The 21,007-nt window shown below is 60.6% G+C and carries 15 protein-coding genes; 9 read left to right on the top strand and 6 right to left on the bottom strand.

The window, feature by feature from the left end:
* Positions 1-28 precede the first annotated feature (28 nt).
* Both N1037_16670 and N1037_16665 read left to right on the top strand, forming a co-directional pair.
* Entirely contained in the window at positions 29-1,498 is a 1,470-nt protein-coding gene (locus tag N1037_16670) for a PLP-dependent aminotransferase family protein (protein ID UWS78883.1), read from the top strand.
* 251 nt (positions 1,499-1,749) lie between these two features.
* Positions 1,750-3,654, top strand: coding sequence for a methyl-accepting chemotaxis protein (locus tag N1037_16665; GenBank protein ID UWS78882.1), 1,905 nt, complete (start codon positions 1,750-1,752; stop codon positions 3,652-3,654).
* A gap of 158 nt (positions 3,655-3,812) precedes the next feature.
* Here the strand turns inward: N1037_16665 and N1037_16660 are convergent, their stop codons facing one another.
* Positions 3,813-6,026 carry an NADP-dependent isocitrate dehydrogenase gene (locus N1037_16660; protein UWS78881.1) on the bottom strand — a complete coding sequence of 738 codons (2,214 nt, stop codon included), beginning with the start codon at positions 6,024-6,026 and terminating at the stop codon, positions 3,813-3,815.
* Positions 6,027-6,386: 360 nt separating this feature from the next.
* On the opposite strand from N1037_16660, the gene N1037_16655 reads away from it, so the two are divergent.
* Positions 6,387-7,712 (top strand): glycosyltransferase, encoded by a 1,326-nt coding sequence (locus N1037_16655; protein ID UWS78880.1) that lies wholly within the window; start codon positions 6,387-6,389, stop codon positions 7,710-7,712.
* A 128-nt stretch (positions 7,713-7,840) separates the two neighbouring features.
* On the opposite strand, the gene N1037_16650 is transcribed toward N1037_16655, so the two are convergent.
* The 4 genes from N1037_16650 to N1037_16635 form a co-directional block, all read right to left on the bottom strand.
* Positions 7,841-8,686 carry an ABC transporter permease gene (locus N1037_16650; protein UWS78879.1) on the bottom strand — a complete coding sequence of 282 codons (846 nt, stop codon included), beginning with the start codon at positions 8,684-8,686 and terminating at the stop codon, positions 7,841-7,843.
* Positions 8,679-9,446 carry an ABC transporter ATP-binding protein gene (locus N1037_16645; GenBank protein UWS78878.1) on the bottom strand — a complete coding sequence of 256 codons (768 nt, stop codon included), beginning with the start codon at positions 9,444-9,446 and terminating at the stop codon, positions 8,679-8,681. Before N1037_16645 ends, N1037_16650 begins: the two co-directional genes overlap by 8 nt.
* Positions 9,447-9,526: 80 nt before the next feature.
* Positions 9,527-10,546, bottom strand: coding sequence for an ABC transporter substrate-binding protein (locus tag N1037_16640; GenBank protein ID UWS78877.1), 1,020 nt, complete (start codon positions 10,544-10,546; stop codon positions 9,527-9,529).
* A 46-nt stretch (positions 10,547-10,592) separates the two neighbouring features.
* Positions 10,593-11,258 carry an FCD domain-containing protein gene (locus N1037_16635; GenBank protein UWS78876.1) on the bottom strand — a complete coding sequence of 222 codons (666 nt, stop codon included), beginning with the start codon at positions 11,256-11,258 and terminating at the stop codon, positions 10,593-10,595.
* Positions 11,259-11,465: 207 nt separating this feature from the next.
* Here N1037_16635 and N1037_16630 point away from each other — a divergent pair, with 207 nt between their 5' ends.
* Together N1037_16630 and N1037_16625 are read left to right on the top strand one after the other, a co-directional pair.
* On the top strand, positions 11,466-12,617 hold the full coding sequence (locus N1037_16630; GenBank protein ID UWS78875.1) for a DNA repair exonuclease: 1,152 nt from the start codon (positions 11,466-11,468) through the stop codon (positions 12,615-12,617).
* Entirely contained in the window at positions 12,614-15,244 is a 2,631-nt protein-coding gene (locus N1037_16625; protein ID UWS78874.1) for an AAA family ATPase, read from the top strand. Before N1037_16630 ends, N1037_16625 begins: the two co-directional genes overlap by 4 nt.
* A gap of 98 nt (positions 15,245-15,342) precedes the next feature.
* Here the strand turns inward: N1037_16625 and N1037_16620 are convergent, their stop codons facing one another.
* Positions 15,343-15,786 (bottom strand): SH3 domain-containing protein, encoded by a 444-nt coding sequence (locus tag N1037_16620; protein ID UWS81384.1) that lies wholly within the window; start codon positions 15,784-15,786, stop codon positions 15,343-15,345.
* Between the two features lie 270 nt (positions 15,787-16,056).
* On the opposite strand from N1037_16620, the gene N1037_16615 reads away from it, so the two are divergent.
* The 4 genes from N1037_16615 to N1037_16600 all read left to right on the top strand — a co-directional run bounded on the left by N1037_16615 (position 16,057) and on the right by N1037_16600 (position 20,981).
* Entirely contained in the window at positions 16,057-17,043 is a 987-nt protein-coding gene (locus N1037_16615) for a D-glycerate dehydrogenase (protein ID UWS78873.1), read from the top strand.
* A gap of 35 nt (positions 17,044-17,078) precedes the next feature.
* Entirely contained in the window at positions 17,079-18,899 is a 1,821-nt protein-coding gene (ggt, locus tag N1037_16610; GenBank protein UWS78872.1) for a gamma-glutamyltransferase, read from the top strand.
* 198 nt (positions 18,900-19,097) lie between these two features.
* A complete protein-coding gene (locus N1037_16605; protein UWS78871.1) occupies positions 19,098-20,507 on the top strand; it encodes an FAD-binding protein in 1,410 nt (469 codons plus the stop codon).
* A 132-nt stretch (positions 20,508-20,639) separates the two neighbouring features.
* Positions 20,640-20,981, top strand: coding sequence for a hypothetical protein (locus N1037_16600; GenBank protein UWS78870.1), 342 nt, complete (start codon positions 20,640-20,642; stop codon positions 20,979-20,981).
* Positions 20,982-21,007 lie beyond the last annotated feature (26 nt).

The raw sequence follows: 21,007 nt of genomic DNA, 5'->3' as shown, positions 1-21,007 counted from the left end.
TCAGCAGGCCAATTTTGCGAGAGCTCCGATGAAACAGACACCTTGGTTGGGCTTTTCCATTGATCGTGATGCCAGCACTCCGGTGTTTGAACAAATCTGTGCCGCCATTCGCCTGCGCGCCGCTTCGGGGGATATGGCGCCGGGCAGCAAACTGCCGCCAACCCGGGTGTTTGCCACCGAACTGGGGGTGTCGCGTTCCACCATCGTCACCGCTTACGAACAACTGGTTGCCGAGGGATACCTCAGCAGCCAGCAGGGCTCTGGCTATCGGCTTTGTGCCTCTGGCGAAGTTGAGCTCACCCAGGTGCCGGCTATCACGGCCCCGCCGAACTCTGGTGCCAGCAAGCGGCGAGGGCATGAGCCAAGTGCTGCCTCAGCCCCCGCGTCAGACATGGCCGGGGTGCTTCCCTTTCGGGCCGGCAGCCCGGATATGCGGCTGTTCCCCTATCGGCAATGGGCCAAGACAGTAGCACGGATCTGTCGCTCCGACCCGCAGGCCATGTTTTTGGGCAGTGGCGGCTTTGGCTCTTTGGCGCTGCGCCAGTCTATCTGCGATCACGTGGCGGAATGGCGCGGCATTTCAGCGAGCCCCGAGCAGGTGATTGTCACCGCTGGTGCCACGGATGCCCTGGAGATCTGCCTGCATGCGCTGGCACAATCCGGCGATAGCGTCGCGTTGGAGGATCCGGGGTATCGGCCCTTGCAGTATTTCATCACGTCCCAGGGCCTGACGCCAGATTACCTGCACGTTGATGACAATGGCGCGGTTCTCCCCTCTGGCCCGGTGGCCCCCCGGCTGGCTATTCTGACGCCCTCGCATCAGTTTCCACTGGGCGGCGCCATGTCTCCGGCGCGACGGATGGAGTTCATTCGATGGGCAACCGAGACGCAGGCCTGGATCATCGAGGATGATTACGACAGCGAGTTCCGCTACGCTGGGCGGCCCATCCCAGCGATGGCTGGTTTTGATCATTTGCACCGCACTCTCTATATTGGCAGTTTCTCCAAAATCTTTTCCAACGCCCTGCGCCTGGGCTACCTGATCCTGCCCAAACCGCTTGTCGCACGCTTTGCCAACAGCATCGAACGCTTTGGCCCCAGGGCCAGCAGCATGCCACAACAGCCGCTGGCGAATTTTATCGACAGCGGTGAGTTCTATCGCCATCTGCGCCGGGTCAGACGGATCTACGCAGAACGCCGCCGTTTTCTGTTGCATCAATTAACCCAGGATTTCAGCGCCTATGGCTATTGCGTCGATCACCAGGCTGGCATGCAGGTGGTGTTCCATTTGACCTGCGCCCTGCAGGACCAGGAAATTTGTACCCTGGCGGCAGAGCAGGGGCTGAGCATTGAGGCGCTTTCGAGATTTGTGCAGACCCCGACCCCAAGCGCGTGTGGCTACAACGGATTGCTTCTGGGGTTTTGCGGCTACCGCGAAGAAGAACTAAAACAGGGTCTAGGCCTGTTGCAGCAGGTTCTGCAGCAGCTTTCCCGTTAAGTGCCAGAAGCTGCCGGGGGCTGTCTGGGGCTACCAGGGGCCGAGAGGAGCCTTGCCCAAGCAAAGTTTCATTATCCCACAGGTTGCTTGTGTGATATTTTACTTTCCTTTGAGCGTCACCTTTGGGAATTAAGTCGAATATTGGCTAGTTTTTTTGGAGAAGTATTAAGCAATACAGGCGGCCATAACAGAATATTAGGATGCGTCACATAGGCAGGGAATAAGCGTTAGATTTAGAGGACTATTCCAAGATGCCCCAGCTTTTGTTCCGATTGCCCATACGGATATACGCCCTAACCGCGTTGGCGGTGGGATTGGCCGCGGTTTTGACCTTTGTTTTGCTGTCTCGCACGGTGGAAAATGCCTATGAGATGCGAGAGAAGGAGCTCGACAATTTGGTCGGCACCGTTATCAGCGCCCTGGCTGATCTGGACGCAAAAGTTCAGGCTGGGGACCTGACATTGGAAGAGGCGCAGGCGCTAGGGAAAGAGCAGGTCGAACTGCTGCGTTTTGGCACCGCAGGCTACTTCTTTGCCTTTAATCAAAACAACACCATGGTTGCACATCCAGTCGCCCCACAATTGATTGGGGAAGATCAGTCAGGCTTTGAAGATGTGAATGGTCTTAGGGTTTTTGAAGAGTTCAACAGGGTCATCGAGACGACAGGCTCCGGCCCGGTGATCTACCACTTCAACAAGCCGGATTCTGAAATTCAGGAAGCAAAAATGGGCTACGTCAAAGCCTTCACCCCTTGGGGCTGGGGCATCGGCACAGGCGCCTATGTGGCTGATATTGATGCAGAACTAAATATCGTTCGCTGGACTGCCATCGGTGCCTTGGCCATCAGCCTCGCCATTCTTAGCCTTGGGGCCACAGTGATCACCCGTAGTGTTACAGCGCCAGTGAATGCGTTGAAAAATCGGATGCACTCAATGGCTGATGGTGACACTGATACGGATGTCCCTGCCACAAAAAACAAAAGCGAAATTGGCGACATGGCGCGCAGCTTGGAAGTTCTCAAGCAGTCCCTGATCCGCCAGAAAGAGCTGGAAAGCAAACAGCAAGAACGCGAAGCTGAACAGGCCGAGGTTGTCTCCATTCTGAGTGGCAGCCTGTCCAAGCTGTCGCAGGGGGACCTGACAGTCAAAATCGGCAGCGATTTCCCACAGGATTATGGCCAGTTGCGTCGTGACTTTAACCAGACGATTGAAACGCTGAGCGGAACAATGTCGCGCATGGTCGAAGCCACCAGCTCCATCCGCAATGGCGCGGCTGAAATCAGCCAGGCCTCTGATGATCTGTCGCACCGTACCGAAAGCCAGGCGGCAACTCTGGAAGAGACCGCTGCAGCGCTCGACGAGCTGACCGCAAGCGTGAGATCTGCCGCCGAAGGTGCCAGCAGCGTTGAGGCCACCATGGAAGCGGCCAAGAAAGAAGCCGAAATCAGTGGCGAAGTGGTGCAAAGCGCGGTGTCCGCGATGACCGAAATCGAACAGAGCTCGAACCACATCGGCCAGATTATCTCGGTGATTGACGACATCGCCTTCCAGACCAACCTGCTTGCTCTCAATGCCGGGGTCGAAGCGGCCCGGGCCGGCGAAGCTGGCAAAGGCTTTGCGGTTGTCGCCTCGGAAGTTCGTGCTCTGGCGCAACGCTCTTCGGATGCTGCAATGGAAATCAAAACCCTGATCGGTGACAGCTCGAAACAGGTTGCCCGTGGGGTGGATCTGGTTGGCAAGGCTGGCGAAGCGCTGGACAGCATCGTGGGTCAGGTTAGCCACATCTCCAAGCTGGTTTCCGGCATTGCCGAAGGTGCTGTTGAGCAATCGACTGGCCTGAACGAGATCAACACCGGGGTGACCCAGCTGGACCAGGTGACCCAGCAAAACGCCGCCATGGTTGAAGAGGCGACTGCTGCCGGGCACATGCTCAATGCAGATTCCTCGAAACTGGCCGAACTGGTTGCGATCTTTAAGTTAGATGGCAGCGCCCCTGTTGTGCAGATGCCAACAGCCGCTGCCCCGATGGCAGCAACCGTAGCGCCCTCGGCGCATGGAGAGGACGACTGGGACCTTGAAGCCGCGACCTCGGCTGCTGCACCAATCAGTGTCAGCACTGACGGCAATGCAGCCAAGGACATGTGGCAGGACTTCTGACAAGCTCTAGGGCTGTGGCTTTCATCTTTCCCTAAATACCTCGGGGGAGCGTCCCGCAGGGACGCGGGGGCAGAGCCCCCAGATCAAACCTCGCAAAAACAAAGCGCCCGGCAAATCTGCCGGGCGCTCTTTTGTTTGTCCTAAAGGGGCTGAGCCGCTTAGCCGATAATGGCATTCAGCGTTCCCGAGGGGCGCATGACCTTGGCTTTCAGCTCCGCAGAGGGGTGGAAATAGCCGCCAATATCCGCGGCCGGGCCCTGTGCCGTCGCCAATTCCGCCAGAATGGCCTCTTCGCCATCGGCCAGCGCCTTGGCAATGGGGGCAAATTCTGCGGCCAGGTCTGCGTCGTCACCCTGTGCTGCCAGGGCCTCAGCCCAGTAGCGGGCAAACCAGTAGTGGCTGTCGCGGTTGTCAGGTTCGCCCACCTTGCGCGAAGGCGACTTGTTGTTGTCCAGAATGCCTTGGGTTGCCACCTCAGCGGCAGCCCCCAGCACACCGGCTTTGGCGTTGTCCTTGCTGTCTGCCAGGAACTTCAGGCTTTCACCCAGGGCGCAGAATTCCCCCATCGAGTCCCAGCGCAGGTGGTTTTGCTCAACCAGCTGCTGCACGTGCTTGGGCGCCGAGCCACCGGCACCGGTTTCAAACAAACCGCCACCTTGCATCAGTTTCACGATCGACAACATCTTGGCCGAGGTGCCCAGTTCCAGGATCGGGAACAAATCGGTCAGATAGTCGCGCAGCACGTTGCCGGTGATGGCGATGCTGTCCTTGCCTGCGGTGATGGTCTTCAGCGACTGGGCTGTTGCTTCCCGTGGGGCCATGATCTGGAACAGATCCGCCTTGCCTGCAGCTTCCAGCGCGGGTTTGACATATTTGATCAGTTCGGCGTCATGGGCACGGTTTTCGTCAAGCCAGAATATGGCTTCGGAACCGGTCAGACGCTGGCGATCCAGAGCCAGTTCAATCCAGTTTTCAATCGGTGCCTGTTTGGCGGTGCAGGCACGCCAGATGTCGCCGGCCTCGACGCTATGGGCGTGCAGGGTTTCGCCATTGGCCAGAACCACACGGATGGTGCCCGCAGCAGGGGCTTCAAATGTGGTGGGGTGGCTGCCGTATTCTTCGGCTTTTTGTGCCATCAGACCAACGTTGGCGACGGACCCCGCCGTAGTCACGTCCAGCGCGCCATTGGCTTTGAAAAAGTTGATGGTCTCATCATAGATGGTGGCATAGCAACGATCAGGAATGACGCAGTTGGTGTCGCCCTTGTTGCCTGCTGCATCCCAGCCCTTGCCGCCAGCGCGGATCACCGCAGGCATCGAGGCGTCGATGATCACATCCGAAGGCACGTGCAGGTTGGTAATGCCCTTGTCGCTGTCCACCATATACATGGCGGGGCGCTCAGCGGTGACGGCCTCAATTGCGGCCATGATGTCGGCGTTGTCGGCAACACGGTCCAGCAGATCACCCATGCCAGAGTTGGCATTGACTCCCAAGGCCTCCAGCTCGGCACCGAACTTGTCGAACACCGGCGCCAGCCAGGCTTTGACCGCGTGACCAAAAATGATCGGGTCAGAGACCTTCATCATGGTGGCCTTCAGGTGCAGCGAAAACATGGTGCCGTCTGCCTTGGTGTCGGCAATGGCCTCTGCCAGGAAGCTCGACAGGGCAGCAGCCGACATGAATGTGGCATCTGCAACGGTACCGGCCTCAAGCGACCAGCCGTCTTTCAGCACGGTAACCGTGCCATCGGTGCCGACAAATTCGATCTTGGCGTCACCGGCCTGCGCCGCTGTGATGGTGGCGGCTTTTTCATTGGCGTAGAAATCACCCTCCGCCATGGACGAGACCTTGGTTTTGCTGTCGCCAGTCCACGCGCCCATCGAATGTGGGTTGTTCTGGGCGTAGTTCTTAACGGCGCGAGCCGCGCGGCGGTCTGAGTTGCCTTCCCGCAGAACCGGGTTCACCGCAGAGCCTTTCAGGCCGTCATAGCGCGCGCGGGCGTCTTTTTCGGCATCTGTTGTGGGCTCTTCGGGGTAGGAGGGAATGTCATAGCCCTGGGCCTGCAATTCTTCGATGGCGGCGACCAGCTGCGGCACAGAGGCCGAGATATTTGGCAGTTTGATGACATTTGCGTCTGGCGTTTTGACCAGCTCACCCAGTTCTGCCAGATCGTCGGTCTGACGCTGTTCGGGGCTCAGGTTTTCTGGGAAGGCAGAGAGGATGCGCCCAGCCAGGGAAATGTCTTTGGTGCCAACACTGACATCGGCGGCAGCGGCGAACTTGCGGATGATCGGCAGAAAGGATGCCGAGGCCAGCTCTGGAGCTTCGTCTACGATGGTATACAGAATGTCGGGGTTTGAATTTTCTGTCATGTTTCTCAACCTTTCAGCGATAACGGAAGCTTTGGTGACTATAATGTAGCAGCGCTACATTTCATGTATGCGACTGAACGGACCATATGTCGAAATTGGTTTCCGGCCAGGGCCATTTAGGCCCTCATGTAGAGCAGGAGCGCGGGCGGTGCAATCATTAGGATGCAGATTCTGGCTCGTCAGATTGACGCGGCGCTGCTTTTTCGCGCACTTTTGGCTATCTTTCTTCGCCTTTTGGTGAGTGCGCTGGTTCTTTTGAGCGCGCTGGCTCCGCTTAGGCGCCATGTGAATTTTAGGAAAATTTTAGTTAACCTTGTCGGCAAGGAGCCAGTTTGATCTCCCCTGACAAGGACGACAGCGATGCCCAGAACCGCGCCACAAACCAGCCTTTTACTTTATGCCCCAGTGCCGCTGTATCTCTTTGAGGGGTCTCTTTTTATTGAACGGCAGGCGGTCAACGGGCTGCAGCTCTGGGCGCGGCACTTTGATCTGATCACGGTGATGATGCCGGTCAGCGCGGTTGCGCCTCCAGCGGGATGGGTGCCTGTGCACTGCTATCAGCAAGAGCTGTCGCGAGTCAGCATCGAACCCTTCCCCATGGCCTATCGCCCGGACCAGTTTCTACGGGCCCTGCCGCGGGCATTAAAGCGGATACGCAGGTTGATCGCAAAAGCAGATTACCTGAGCTTTGCCATCGGTGGGTTGTTTGGCGATTGGGGGGCGGTGTCCTGCCTGGCCGCGCATCAGTTGCAGCGGCCCTTTGGGGTCTGGACGGATCGGGTGGAATCCGAAGTCATGCGGCAATCGCTGGAGCGTCCAAGCGACAAGGCGCTGGACCAGACAACCTGGCGCAGTCGCTTGCGGGGGCGGTTGTATCACCGGCCCATGGCCTGGCTTGAAAAGGCTGTGATCCAGCGGGCCGATCTGGGCCTGTTCCATGGGGCTGAAACCTTTGAAGCCTATCACGGGCTGTGCCGAAACCCACAGCTGGTCCATGATATTCACATCGCTGAGGAAGATCACATCAGCGACAGTGCCTTGGCGGCAAAGATCACGGATGTTGGGAGAAAACGACCGCTGCGGCTGATCTACACCGGTCGCGCCGAGGCCATGAAGGGGCCGATCGACTGGACCACGGTACTGGAGCGGCTCAATGTTCTCGGGGTGGGTTTCCACGCAACCTGGCTTGGCGATGGCGCGGCGCTACCGCAGATGAAGGGGCGGATCCAGCGGGCGGGATTGACCAACTGTGTTGATTTCCCAGGATTTATCGAGGATCGCAGTGCTGTGTTACAGGCGCTGCGGCAGGCTGATCTCTTTGTGTTTTGCCATAAAACACCTGAATCGCCGCGCTGCCTGATCGAGGCCCTGACCTGCGGCACGCCAATTTTGGGCTATGAAGGCGCCTATGCACGGGATCTGATTTCGGGGCAGGGCGGGGGGGCGCTGGTTTCCCGTGGCGACACCGAGGCCCTGGCGCTTCGGATCGCCGAGTTGGACGCAGATCGCGACCAGCTGGCGCAGCGCATTGCAGATGCCCGCCTTGATGGGATGCCTTTTAGTGATGTGCAGGTCTTTGCCCACCGCGCCGGAATCCTCAAACAGTATCTGCCAGTGGGTGGAGCCATGCCGCCGCAAAAACGCAGGTCTGGGCCGGGTCTGGGCTGGGACGCTGCCAGATACTAACCACACAAGCAGCCGCCCCAGAGTCAGCCAGAGCTGCCCCTGCAAGTCCCCTGAGCCGCCCCCAAAAGCACCCAGTCAGATTTTTCCCGGCAAACCACCCGTTCAAGCCCCCTGCCAGTAAAGGGGGGCTATTGGCGCCAGCCCAATACCCGGCGTTCAATAAACCCGATGGTGGCGCTCAGCGTGACCCCCAGCAGCGACAGGATGGTGACGCCGGCAAACAGGCGTTCCAGATCATAGAGCGATCCGGCCTCCAGGATATAGGCGCCGATGCCGTATTCCGCGCCCAGCATCTCGGCTGCAACCAGCAGGATGATGGCAATGGCCAGGCTGATGCGGAGCCCGGACAGGATACCGGGCATGGCCCCAGGCAGCACAATCTTGCGCACGATCGAGAACCAGGACAGGTTGAAGCTTTGGCCCATGCGGATCAGGCTGCGATCAACATTGTCCACCGCGCCATAGGTAGCCACCACCGTGGGGGTAAAGGTGCCAAAGGCGATCAGCGCGTATTTTGAGCCCTCATCAATGCCAAACCAGATCACAAACAGCGGTAAAAGCGCGATCTTGGGGATGGGGAACAGCGCAGCCGTCAGCGGCACCAATCCGGCGCGAACATAGGAAAACAGCCCGATCAACACGCCGGTCGCAACGCCCAGGCTGGCGCCAAGCAAGGCACCGATAAACAGCCGGGTCAAAGATACACTCATATGTGCCCACAACAGCCCAGACGCATAGAGCTCGCCAAAGGTTTTGAGCACGTCACTGGGCAGCGGCAGGGTCAGTGGTGAAATCCAGCCCTGACGGGTGCCAAGTTCCGCAAGCGCCAGCAGCAAGACAAAGACCAAGACACCGATCCAGCGATGGCTGGCCGGGGCAAAGCCTCCACCACGAAAGGTGACCTGGCGGGCTTGGCCCTGAGAGGGTTGAGTTTCGGTGGTATCGGCGGCTGTGTTGGGTTTCAGATCAGACATGAACCAGCTCCGCATCTGCCGCACGGGCCTCTTCGCGCATCAATTGCCAAAGGTATTTTTGTTTTTCTTCCAAAGCGCTGTCCCCATAGTGACGTTGATCCAGCGGGGTATCCAGATGCACCACTTCGCGGATCTCGCCAGGGCGGCGCGACATCACCACGATGGAGTGGCCCAGCCGCACGGCTTCGGCCAGGTTATGGGTGACATAGACTGCCGTAAACGGCGTCCGGGTCCAGAGGCTGACCAGATCATCCATCAGCAATTCGCGGGTCTGACTATCCAGCGCCGAAAGCGGCTCATCCATCAGCATCACCGCCGGGTTCACCGCCAGGGCACGGGCAATCGCCACCCGCTGTTTCATCCCCCCCGACAGCTGCTTGGGCAGGGCCTTGTGGAACTCGCTCAGCTTGGTGCGGGCCAGCACATCGGCAATGATCGCCTCGGCGCGGGCACCGCGAATGCCGTGATCCTCCAGCACCAAAGAGATATTACCCCGCACCGAGCGCCAGGGCAGCAGGGCAAAATCCTGAAAAATATAGGTGAGCGGGTTGAGGCAATCTTTGGGCGCAGCGCCAATTTGCAGCACCTCGCCCCGGGTGGGCTGTTCCAACCCGCCTATAAAGCGCAACAGCGTGGACTTGCCGCAGCCAGAGGGGCCAACGATGCAGACAATCTTGCCCGAGGGGATGTCCAGCGAGATATCGCGCAGCACCTCAAAATCATCATAGGAATGGCTGACGCCAGAGAGGCGAATATCCATGCGGGAGCGCTCCGGAAAAGGGGGAAACAAGAGACGGGGCGAGATCACATCCCGCCCCGAGAAAAAGTGCGCAGCTGGCTTTAGCCGAGTGTCTGCACGTAGCTTGGGTCAATCACGGTATCCAGGCTGATGCTCTGATCCACCAGACCTTCGGATTGGAACCAGCTCAGCTGGTCCTGCAGCGAGGCGGTGTTCATCGCTGCGCCCTCATTCAGGCGCATGGTGCCATTGATGATCGACTTGGCCGCCTTTTCACGTGGGCGATCCGCATAGACATATTTGTGGATCAGGTCGACCAGCTCTTCAACACCGGCGTCGCCATGGGCCTTGTCGATCATGGTGCTGTTATAGTCGCTCACACCTTTGGAATAGCCGGCCAGGAAATCGCGCGTCATCTGCTGCTCGCCCGAAGCGTTTTTGGCCGAGGTAAAGACCGTGGTCACCTGATAATTTGGCAGGTAGTCCGACACATTGCCAATGATATGCACCTTGCCAGAGCCAGCCAGTGGTTTGGCCAGATGTGGCACGATGGACCAGGCGTCGATCTGGCCGGATTTCAGCGCGCCGATGATGGCTCCGACTTTTTGCAACGGCTTGAACTTCAGCTCGATGCCTTCGGCCTGGGCCATTTTGGAGCCCATGTAGTGGAAAGAGGATCCCGCCGAGGTGATGCCGTAGCTTTTGCCCGCCAGCTGTGCCGGGCTGGTCACACCGGCCTGGTAGGCGGCGTCAGAGACCAGGAACTTCTGGCCGTCGATGCCGACTTCTTCGGACAGGGCGCCGCCGATCACCTTGACCGCACCCTTGTCGGCCAGAGACACCAGACCACCAGACATCGCGGTTACTGCGTAGTCCACATCGCCGGAGGCAATGGCTACAGCCATTGGGGTTGCGGCCTGGAAGAACTTGAACTCCACATCCAGGCCCGCGGCGGCAAAATAGCCGCGCTCAAAGCCGATGAAGCTGCCGGAATGGCTGGTAAAGCGCAGCGCGCCCACGGTGATTTTGCGGTTTGAGGCCAAGGCTGGGCTTGCCAGTCCAGCAGCAGCGGCGCTGCCACCCAGTAGTGCCAATGCCTTGCGGCGGGTAAATGTGGTCATGATCGTTCCTCCCTAGTGAACAGTGTTGGCCTGATCCTTTTATCCCTCAGGCCTGTATTTCTGTGGTGATGAGTCTCTCCAACCGGCTAAGCGCTGTGGCGCTGTCGCGGCTTAATACTGCGGTGAGCAGTGCTTGATGCTGCGTGGCGCGATCTGGAAAATCCAGCCGCCCTTCGCGCAGCAGCGCCAGCCGAAAGCGGCGGGACTGGTCGTAGAATTTTTGTTGCGTGTCCAGCAGCCGGGGAGAGCCCGAGGCCTCGCAGAGGCTGTAGAAAAACGCCCGGCAGGCATTGTCCCACTCCAGGGCAGCCAGATCGCTGAGATCGCTTTGCACAACAGATTCGCAGTGGCGCATGGCGTGATGGGCTGCCAGAACGCGACCCTCCCAGGCGACATCCCCCAGCGCCAGCGATTTCTCCAATGCCATCTTTTCAACCTGGATGCGCATGAACAGAATGTCCTGCAGATCTGCCTCGGTGGCCGAGGTGACGCGGAACCCGCGCTGGGCGGTGGCTGCCACCAGGCCTTCGGCGCTGAGCAGCCGCAGGGTTTCGCGCATCGAATGATTAGAGCCGCCATAGCGTTGCCGCAGGTCGTTCAGCTTGAGCTTTTCATCCGGTCTGAGCAGGCCAAAGGAGATGTCGCGGCGCAGCACCGAGGCCAGCATCGCCACCACCGTTTCATCCTCGTTTTGTCTTGAACCAAATATCATCTGGACCCGATTTTCTAAAATGTTGGACATTTTTGCCGCAGAGGCCGCCGCGTGTCAATCGCCTGAATTTTCCCATATTTTTGTGACCTTTCTCGGATCATTCCCAGCCGTCGCGTTGACCCTTTGCTGTTGCTCTGCCACTCATGGCGGGGCCAAATGACTGACCATCCAAGTATAGACCGCCTGATCCCCTGACCCGGAGCCCGAATGCCCGCCTTTCGCTTTCTACACACCTCAGACCTGCATCTGGGCAAACGGTTTGGCCAAATGCCGGAAGAGGTGCGGGCGGATTTGCAGCAGGCGCGTCAGCAGACACTCGCCACTCTCGCCGCTCTGGCGCAGGAACAGGGGGTACAGCATGTCCTGATCGCGGGGGATATGTTTGACACCGAAACGCCCTCAGAACGAGTGCAGCGCCAGGCCCTGGCGGCAATGGGGGCGGCGCCGGATCTGCACTGGTGGATCATTCCAGGCAACCACGACAGCGCGGCTGCGGAAACGCTGTGGGCCGGGATGGCGCAGCATGCTGCGGCAAACACACATCTTTTGATGCAGCCTGAGCCGGTGAAAATGGCGCCTGGGGTGCATCTGTTACCCGCGCCCTGTCGTCATCGCTTTGCCGGGCAGGACCTGACCGCCTGGATGGATGGCTGCGACACCCCGGCGGGGGATTTGCGCATTGGTCTGGCCCATGGCGGGGTGCTGAACTTTGGCAGTGATGAGGCCGGCGGTGAGGTGATTTCGCCCAATCGTGCCAGCTCTGCCAGATTGGATTATCTGGCGCTGGGCGACTGGCACGGTGCCTTTACCCTGAATGATCGCAGCCGTTACAGCGGCACGCCAGAGGCCGACCGGTTCAAACACGCCGGGCGGGGCCAGTGCCTGTTGGTCGAGCTGACCGCGGCAGGCCAACCGCCGGATATCACTGCCCTGGAGGTCGGCGCTTATCACTGGCAGGAACAGGCTTTGCCCCTCACCCCGGCGAGCGATGTTGCGGCAGAACTGCAGGCGCTGTTGCCTGCCAACCGGGCCCAGTGGCGCCTACATCTGTTGCGGCTCAAGGCCGAGGGCTGGGTCACTGCACCGCAGCGCCTGGCCCTGGAGCAGGCGGTGGCACAGGTCGCCCCTGAGTTCTGTCATTTCACCCTGGAAACATCAGGGCTGCGCAGCGAATACCAGCTGTCTGATCTGGATCTGATTGCCACCAATGGGGCGTTGCGGGCGGCTGCCGAAGATCTGATGCGCTCGGCCGAGGACACAAGCGAGTCCCAGAGCGCGCGTGACATCGCTTCGGCGGCTTTGAACCGTTTGTTTGCCTATGCCCAGGACGGTGACGCGACCGGGGAGCGCAACGCATGAAGATCCGCGCTATTCGTTTGGAAAATGTTCGCCGCTTTACCGACCCGGTTGAAATCACCGGCATTGGGACGGGGCTTAATGTGTTGGCCGCCCCCAATGAACAGGGGAAATCGACCATCTTTGACGCGCTGCATGCGGTCTTTTTCAAAGATGCCAAATCCTGGGACAAGGACATTCGTGCCTTGGCGCCGCGCGCTGGGGGCGAACCTCGGGTCGAGGTGGAGATTGAACGGGACGGCAGCTGTTATCGCCTGGCCAAGCAGTTTCAAAAGGCCTCGGGCAAGGGCGATCTGCGGATCTGGCAGGGTGATCACCTGTATCTCCAATCGGATGCGGCAGAGGCCTGGCTGCAAAGCCTGATCAAATCCCCCAAAGAGGGCGGTCCCTCCGGGTTGCTTTGGGTGCGTCAGGGGCTGACCAATTTTGCCGACGCAAAGGAAACCCTGGCGGCGCGGCAGGATTTGATGTCGTCGGTCGCGGGGGAGGTGGACAGTATCACTGGCGGTCAGCGCATGGATGCGATCCGGCGCGATGTGCGCCAGTCCCTGGATCGTCTGGTGACCTCGCGTGGGGCCAAAAAGGGCGGCGCGCTGGACCAGGCGATGCATGAGGTGGCGACCTTAGCAGCGCGCGAAGAAGAGCTCGCCGACAAGGTGCGGGAACTGCGCGATCAGCTTGACCAACGTCAGGATCTGCGCCGCGCGCTGACGGATCTGCAAGACCCCGAAACACAACAATCGTTGGAGGCGCGTCTGCGCCAATCCCAGCAAGAGCTGCAAGCCGCTGAGCAATATCAGGAAAAACTGACCGTCGCGGAGCAGGCGCTGCGCACCGCCACCTTGGTGCTGGACAATCACAACAGCGCCTTGGCCGGGTTTCTGGCGCGCCGCAAAGACCGTGCCGAGGCAGAGCAAGCCCTGAGCGCGGCGGCGGAAACCCTGAAACAGATTTGCGAAGTTCTGGATCCGGCCCATGCCGAGGCAGCGCAGGCGGAGCAGGTTTTGGCAACAGCCAAGGCGAAAACACAGGCGCTGGAGGCGCGGTTGGCGCAGATGCAACGGGCCGCGCGTCTGGAGCAGGCCGCAGACCAGCGCCGCGCCTTGCAAAAGACGCTGAAGCAGGTCCGCAGTGTCATGCAGCAGGTCGCAGCGCTGAAGGCGCAGATGGAGCATGGTCCCGACAAGGCTGCGATGGAGCGGATCGAGACCGCCCGCGACACCCTGGCCCTGGCGGCGCAGGCGCAGCAGCTGGGGGCCTTTGCCCTTACCGTCACCTATGAGCCGGGGCAGGAGGGGCGCTTGACGCTGGATGGTGCGCCGCTGGCTGGCGGTAGCCGCATACCCCTGCCAGAGGGGGGCAGCCTGGTGGCGCCCGGTCTGGGTCGTATTGAGCTGCACCCGGGTGATGGCGCTGGGCGGGATCAACTGGATCAGGCGCAGCGGGCGCTTGCAGCGGCCTTGGAGGTGGTGCAGTGCGACAGCATCACCCAGGCCCGCGCGGCCCATCAGACCCGTCAAGAAGCCCGCATCCGACTGGAAGAGGCTGAAGGCCAGCTACTGGTTCTGGCACCCGAAGGGGTGATGGCGCTGATGCAGCGCCTTGATGCTTTGCCGGTGGAGACGCCCCCAGCTGAGGCGGGCGCGCCTGCAAATGAGCCTGAGGAAGAGGATCTGGACCAGCTGGAAGCCAGGCTTGTTGTGCAGCGTGCAGAAATGGACGCGTCGGCTGTCGCGCTTGACCAGGCGCGCCAAAGCGAAGCCCGTCACCGGTTGGATCTGGAAGGCGCCCGCGTTAGCCATCAGGCGGCGCAGCAACGGCTGGAACGCGCCGATGCCGCGTTGGCGGGACAAAGCGACACTGCGGAGCGGCTGGCGGAGTTGCGGCAGCGTCAGGCGGAACTGCAGCAGGATCTGGCGGCACAACAGGCCCAGTATCAGGCCTTGCAGCAGGATGCGCCAGACCTGGCCCCGGCGCGCGCACGCGCCGCGCGGGCAAAATCCGAACAGGCCGCGACCCGCGAGGCTATCCAGGCGCATCTGCGCGATCTTGCGGTCCTGGACAGTCGCATTGCCACAACGGCAGGCATGGCCGTTGAGGAGGAATTGGCCGAGGTGCGCGATCAGCTCAGTGCGGCGCAAAACCGGCTGGCGGCGGTGGAGTTTGAGGTCGCCGTGCTGCGGCGGCTTGATCAGGCGCTGGAACAGGCACGCAGCGCCGCGCAAGAGGCCTATATCGGACCGGTGCTGCAAGAGCTGCAACCGCTGTTGCGGCTGCTCTGGCCCGAGGCGCGTCTGGGGCTGGATGCCGGGCAGGTCCTGCCGGATCAGCTGATGCGGGCCGGCCAGGAAGAGGACTTTGACAGCCTGTCCGGCGGCACCCAGGAACAGATTGCCCTTTTGGTGCGCTTGGCCTTTGCCCGGCTTTTGGCGCGCAAAGGCCAACCGGCTCCGATCATTCTGGACGATGCAATTGTCTACACAGATGATGCCCGCATCGAGAAGATCTTTGACGCGCTGACCCTGCAGGCGGATGAGATGCAGATTCTGGTCTTTACCTGTCGTCAAAAAAGCTTTCGGGCTCTGGGTGGCACCCAGCTGAGCATTCGCCCGGTGTCCGACCCCGCCTAAGCCGCCAGTTGGGTGGCCAATGGGGTGGATCGGTGGGGCGCGGCGAAGGCAGGCTGGACGGCGAAGCTAAGGCAGGTGGGGGGGGGCTGGCGGCAGAACTAGTCGCGGATTTCTTCCGGCATCACGCCCCACAGCTTGCTTTTGGGGGCCCAGCCGTCGAAACCGCCAACCGAGACTTCGCACCAGGCCGGCGCGCATTTGCCCAGCCGTGCCACAACCCCGTATTCCAGTGCTGCAGTGACCGGTGCCTGTTCATTGGCCTTGGCGTGCAGGGTCAGCATGTCTTCCTGGATCAGCACCGTTCGGGCTCCGGACAGTAGGGCGTAATGGACCCAGCCTCCGGCGCCATCCTGATCGCGCACGCGGCGCCAATGGCCAAACTCGGCGGTGATCTCCAGCGGCATGCCGCGGCGTTTGAACACCCAGTCAATGCGGTGGGTCAGGGAGGGGCCGCGGCGCACATTGCCCTCGGAGGCCTTCATCGAGACATAGCGCGGCAGCGGCAGGTTGGTCACTGGGCCGCGTTCAGAGGCCGCAGCCATGGAAGCCAGTGGGCCACAGCCCAACGCCACACAGAGCGCCGCCAATAGGCTGCGCCGATGCAAAAATGTTTTAATCACTGCCTGCTCACTTCTGCTCGTGGTTAAGCCTGCCATATCGTTGGTCCGAAATCTTGCAGGTTTTCCCGCCTGAAAAAGGCAAAAAGCTGCGTCACTTGTTCCGGTTCTGGCGGATCGGTTCTTGTGCCCGGTTCCGTCCTGCGCCACCATGCCATCAAGGCAGATGAAATGAAAAGCCAGGGGAGAGCAAAAGTGGCAAGAGAACGTCTGAGTGTTGTCGTAACGCGACGGTTGCCAGAGCCGGTGGAAACTCGGCTGAGCGAGCTGTTTGATGTTCAGTTGCGCGGCGATGATACACCGATGAGCCGTCAGGAGCTGGCCGCCGCGATGAAAGCGGCGGATGTGCTGGTGCCAACGGTTACGGATACCATTGATGCCGCCCTGTTGGGGCAGGCCGGTGATAAACTGAAACTGATTGCAAACTACGGTGCCGGGGTGGATCACATTGATGTGGCCACCGCCCGCCAGCGCGGCATTCTGGTGTCCAATACACCGGGTGTCCTGACCGATGACACTGCCGATATGGCAATGGCTTTGATCATGGCTGTTGTGCGCCGTATCCCGGAAGGGCTGGCTGTGATGCAAAAGGGCGACTGGCAGGGCTGGGCGCCAACTGCGATGCTTGGCGGGCGTCTGGCGGGGCGGCGTCTGGGCATTCTGGGGATGGGTCAGATTGGTCAGGCCGTGGCGCGTCGCGCCCGCGCCTTTGGCATGCAGATCCATTATCACAACCGTCGTCGCCTGCGCCCCGAAATCGAGTCCGATCTTGAAGCCACCTATTGGGAAAGCCTCGACCAGATGGTGGCGCGCATGGATGTGATCTCGGTCAATTGTCCTTCGACGCCTTCGACCTTCCACCTGCTGAACGCCCGGCGGCTGAAACTGATGAAACCCTCGGCGGTGGTGGTGAATACCTCACGCGGGGAGGTGATCGACGAACACGCCCTGACCCGGATGCTGCGCAGCAATGAGATTGCCGGTGCCGGTTTGGATGTCTACGAGAAGGGCACCAGTATCAATCCCAGGTTGCGTGAATTGCCAAATGTGGTACTCCTGCCGCATATGGGGTCTGCAACTCTGGAGGGCCGGATTGAGATGGGAGAAAAAGTCCTATTGAATATCAAAACCTTCGAGGATGGGCACCGGCCCCCCGACCAGGTGGTGCCTGCCATGTTGTAAGGCGCACCTGTATCTTTCAGTTGTGAGGGCGTTCCATGAAATCTGTTCTACTGACCTGCCTAGCTTTGTCGGGCCTATCGTTGTCGGGCCTAACCCTGTCTTCCGTCGGGGCTGTCGCGCAGGAGGCGGCGGATGCGGTTGCCCCTGAAGGAGCCAGTTCTGGCTCAGTCACGGCGATTTCAGACGCGGTTGCCGCCTCGCTTGCCAGCAAGGCAGCGGGGGCACCGGTTGAGGCGCAGACCTGGATGATCGCAGCCGCCAATCCCCATGCGGTTGAAGCCGGCGCTGCCATTTTGCGTCAGGGCGGCACCGCTGCGGATGCGATGGTAGCGGTGCAGACCGTGCTGGGGCTGGTCGAGCCGCAGTCCTCGGGGCTGGGGGGCGGTGCCTTTCTGGTCTGGTATGACGCCAAGTCCGGCGAGATCACCACGCTGGACGGGCGCGAAACAGCGCCTTTGGCGGCAACGCCTCGACTGTTCCAGGACGCGGCGGGCGAGCCGCTAAAGTTTTTTGACGCGGTTGTGGGCGGGCGATCTGTGGGCACCCCCGGCACCCCGGCCTTGCTGGAGGCGGCGCATCGCAAATGGGGGCGCGCCAACTGGGGCTCGCTGTTTGCGGCGGGTATTTCTTTGGCTGAAGAGGGATTTGAAGTCTCGCCGCGTATGGCAGGGTCGATCGCGCGTGACGCGGACCGGCTGGGGCGTTTCCCCGCCACGGCCGACTATTTCCTGCCTGGCGGCACGCCTTTGGCAGCCGGGGACATCCTGACCAATACCGCCTATGCGGATGTGCTGCGCCGCCTCGCGGCTGAGGGCGCCGAAGGGTTTTATACCGGACCTATTGCAGCCGATATTGTGCGCACCGTGCAGCAGGCCGAGGGCAACCCCGGTGTCCTGTCGGCAATGGATCTGGCGCTGTATCAGGTGAAGGAGCGTCCCGCGAGCTGCGCCAGCTACCGCGCCTTTGAGGTCTGCGGCATGGGGCCGCCCTCGTCGGGGGCGCTGACCGTGGGGCAAATCCTGGGCATGTTGGGCGGCTATGATCTGGCAGCACTGGGGGCTGAAGACCCACAATCCTGGCGACTAATTGGCGATGCCTCGCGGCTCGCCTTTGCGGATCGTGGCCGTTACATGGCCGATAGCGACTATGTGCCGGTTCCAGCCAAGGGGCTGGTGGATCCTGATTATCTGGCCAGTCGGGGCGAGCTGCTGGCGGGCGATGCGGCCCTCGCGGAGGTGGCGCCGGGCAAGCCGGAGTTTGATCATGCGGGGCTGGCACCGCGTTGGGCGGATGATGCCTCGATCGAGTTTCCGTCGACCTCACATCTGGTGATTGTCGATCAATATGGCAACGTACTATCGATGACCACGACCATTGAAAATGGCTTTGGCTCGCGCTTGATGAGCAATGGGTTTCTGCTCAACAATGAGCTGACCGATTTCTCCTTTCGCAGTCACCGCGATGGCGTTCCCATCGCCAATCGGCTGGAGCCGGGCAAACGGCCACGCTCCTCCATGGCGCCAACAATTGTGATGAAAGAGGGCGCACCGGTGCTGGCGATAGGATCGCCCGGTGGCAGCCGCATCATTGGCTATGTGGCAACGGCCATTGTCGCCTGGGCGGATTGGGGCATGGATGTGCAGCAGGCGCTGAGCCTCCCACATGCAGTGAACCGGTTTGGCACCTATGATCTGGAGGCCGACACCGTTGCCGTGGACCTGGAGCCGCGCCTGACCGAGATGGGCTATAAGGTCAATATCCGCGATCTGAACTCAGGCCTGCATGCCATTGAAATCGGCAAGACCCTAAAGGGGGGCGCCGACCCGCGCCGCGAAGGCATCGCGCTGGGCGAGTGACCTTGGGGGCCTCTGTGGGGCTACCTCGGGAGTTTGGCTCTGGCAGCCTGATGCCGCTGAGACAGCGGGACAGATTGGGGCGCAGGCAATGGTTGCCTGCGCCCTTTTTCTGCGCAATAAGAGGCGCGTGTTGTCATGACAACACGAAACGAGAGAGATAGCGCCCGGCGCTATTGGGGTAAGGAAGAGGAGTGAGACATGGTGCAGGCGACGGCATTGCCACGCAACGAAGCTGGGATTGAGGCTGCGATTGGCGTGCTCAAACAGCAATTTGGTGACCAGATGCAGACCGGGCAGGCGATCCGCGAGCAGCACGGCCATACCACCACCTGGATCACCAATCAGGCCCCTGATGCGGTGATCTTTCCGACCTCCACCGCCGAGGTTGCCGACATTGTCAAAACCTGCGCCGAATATGGCGTTCCGGTCATTCCCTTTGGCACCGGCACCTCGCTTGAGGGGCATGTCAACGCCCCCGCTGGCGGCATCTGTGTCGACATGATGCGAATGGATCAAATTCTGGCGGTCCATGCTGAGGACCTGGATGTGGTGGTGCAGCCCGGTGTTACCCGCGAACAGCTGAACACGTTTTTGCGCGACCAGGGGCTGTTCTTCCCGATTGACCCCGGTGCCAATGCCTCGCTTGGTGGCATGGCCGCGACCCGGGCCTCGGGCACCAATGCGGTGCGCTATGGCACCATGAAGGACAATGTTCTGGCGCTGGAAGTGGTGATGGCGGATGGCGAAGTGATCCGTACTGCTCAAAGGGCCAAAAAATCCTCGGCGGGTTATGATCTGACCCGGCTGATGGTCGGCTCCGAAGGCACCCTGGGCCTGATCACTGAAATCACCCTGCGTCTGCAGGGCATCCCCGAGGCGATCCGCTCGGCTCGCTGTTCGTTCCGCACCGTGGATGACGCCTGCCGCGCGGTGATGATGACCATTCAATACGGCATTCCCATCGCCCGGATGGAGCTGCTCGACGAGATGAGCGTTGCCGCCGCCAACAGCTATTCCAAGCTGTCCTTGCCGGAAACACCGCTGCTACTGCTGGAGTTCCACGGCTCGGATGCTGGCGTTTTGGAGCAGAGCGAGACCTTTGCCGCCATTGCGGATGAGTTTGGCGGCTTTGACATTGAGGCCACCTCTTCCGCAGAGGAGCGCAACAAGCTGTGGCAAGCGCGCCATGACATGTATTGGGCCTGCATGCAGATCCGCCCCGGTGCCAAGGGGATTTCCACCGATGTCTGCGTGCCAATTTCAAAACTGGCCGAATGTGTAGGGGCCACCCAGCAAAAGGCCGAAGACCTGGGGCTGGTTGCGCCAATCGTTGGCCACGTGGGCGATGGCAATTTCCACTCCCTGGTCTTGGTGGACATGGAAAACGCAGAGGAGCGGCAAAAGGCTGACGAATTTATCAGCTGGCTGAATGATCTGGCGATCTCGCTGGATGGTACCTGCACCGGCGAACACGGCATTGGTCAGGGTAAACGCCCCTATCTGCAAAAAGAGCTGGGGGCGGCCACCCGCTATATGGCGGCGATCAAGGCAGCGCTTGACCCGGACGATATCCTCAACCCCGGCAAAATCCTCGCTGACAAGGGCTGAGGTCCAAGACTTCCCCAGGCTATGCTCCCAGACCGTGCTCTCTGGAGGCATGGCCTGGGAATGCCATAATTTCCACCAACTCCCCCTGTACACTGCTTTTTGTGAGTGAGGTTCAGGTTTGGGAGCGTGGAGATGAGTATTCGAAAAACCTTGGGAATACTTGTGTTTAGTATCCAGGCAGTTGTTGCGGTGGACTATAATATGCAAAGCCAGAAAGCCGGGTTGGGGCCGGGTGAGCTGAGTATGAAAGACTACGCGGCCATCGTGCAAAAGCGCTATGAGACTGAGCCGGCTGATCGCATTGCAACGGCAGGTCAGCGGGATCGGCTTTGGCAACAGGCCGCTGGTCTGGGCTCTGCAATCGACGCGCGTTTTCCCGGCGCTGCGGATGTGGCCGACGCGGATGTTGCGGCGCAGGAGCAGGCGCCTGCCAGTGTCTGCATCCGCCGAGGGACCACCCTGGACTGTCAATAATACAGACGCCTGAGGTCCAGACCTGC

This window comes from Phaeobacter sp. G2 (assembly GCA_025163595.1).
Taxonomy (GTDB): Bacteria; Pseudomonadota; Alphaproteobacteria; order Rhodobacterales; family Rhodobacteraceae; genus Pseudophaeobacter.
This window is presented reverse-complemented; position numbering and strand designations above follow the sequence as displayed.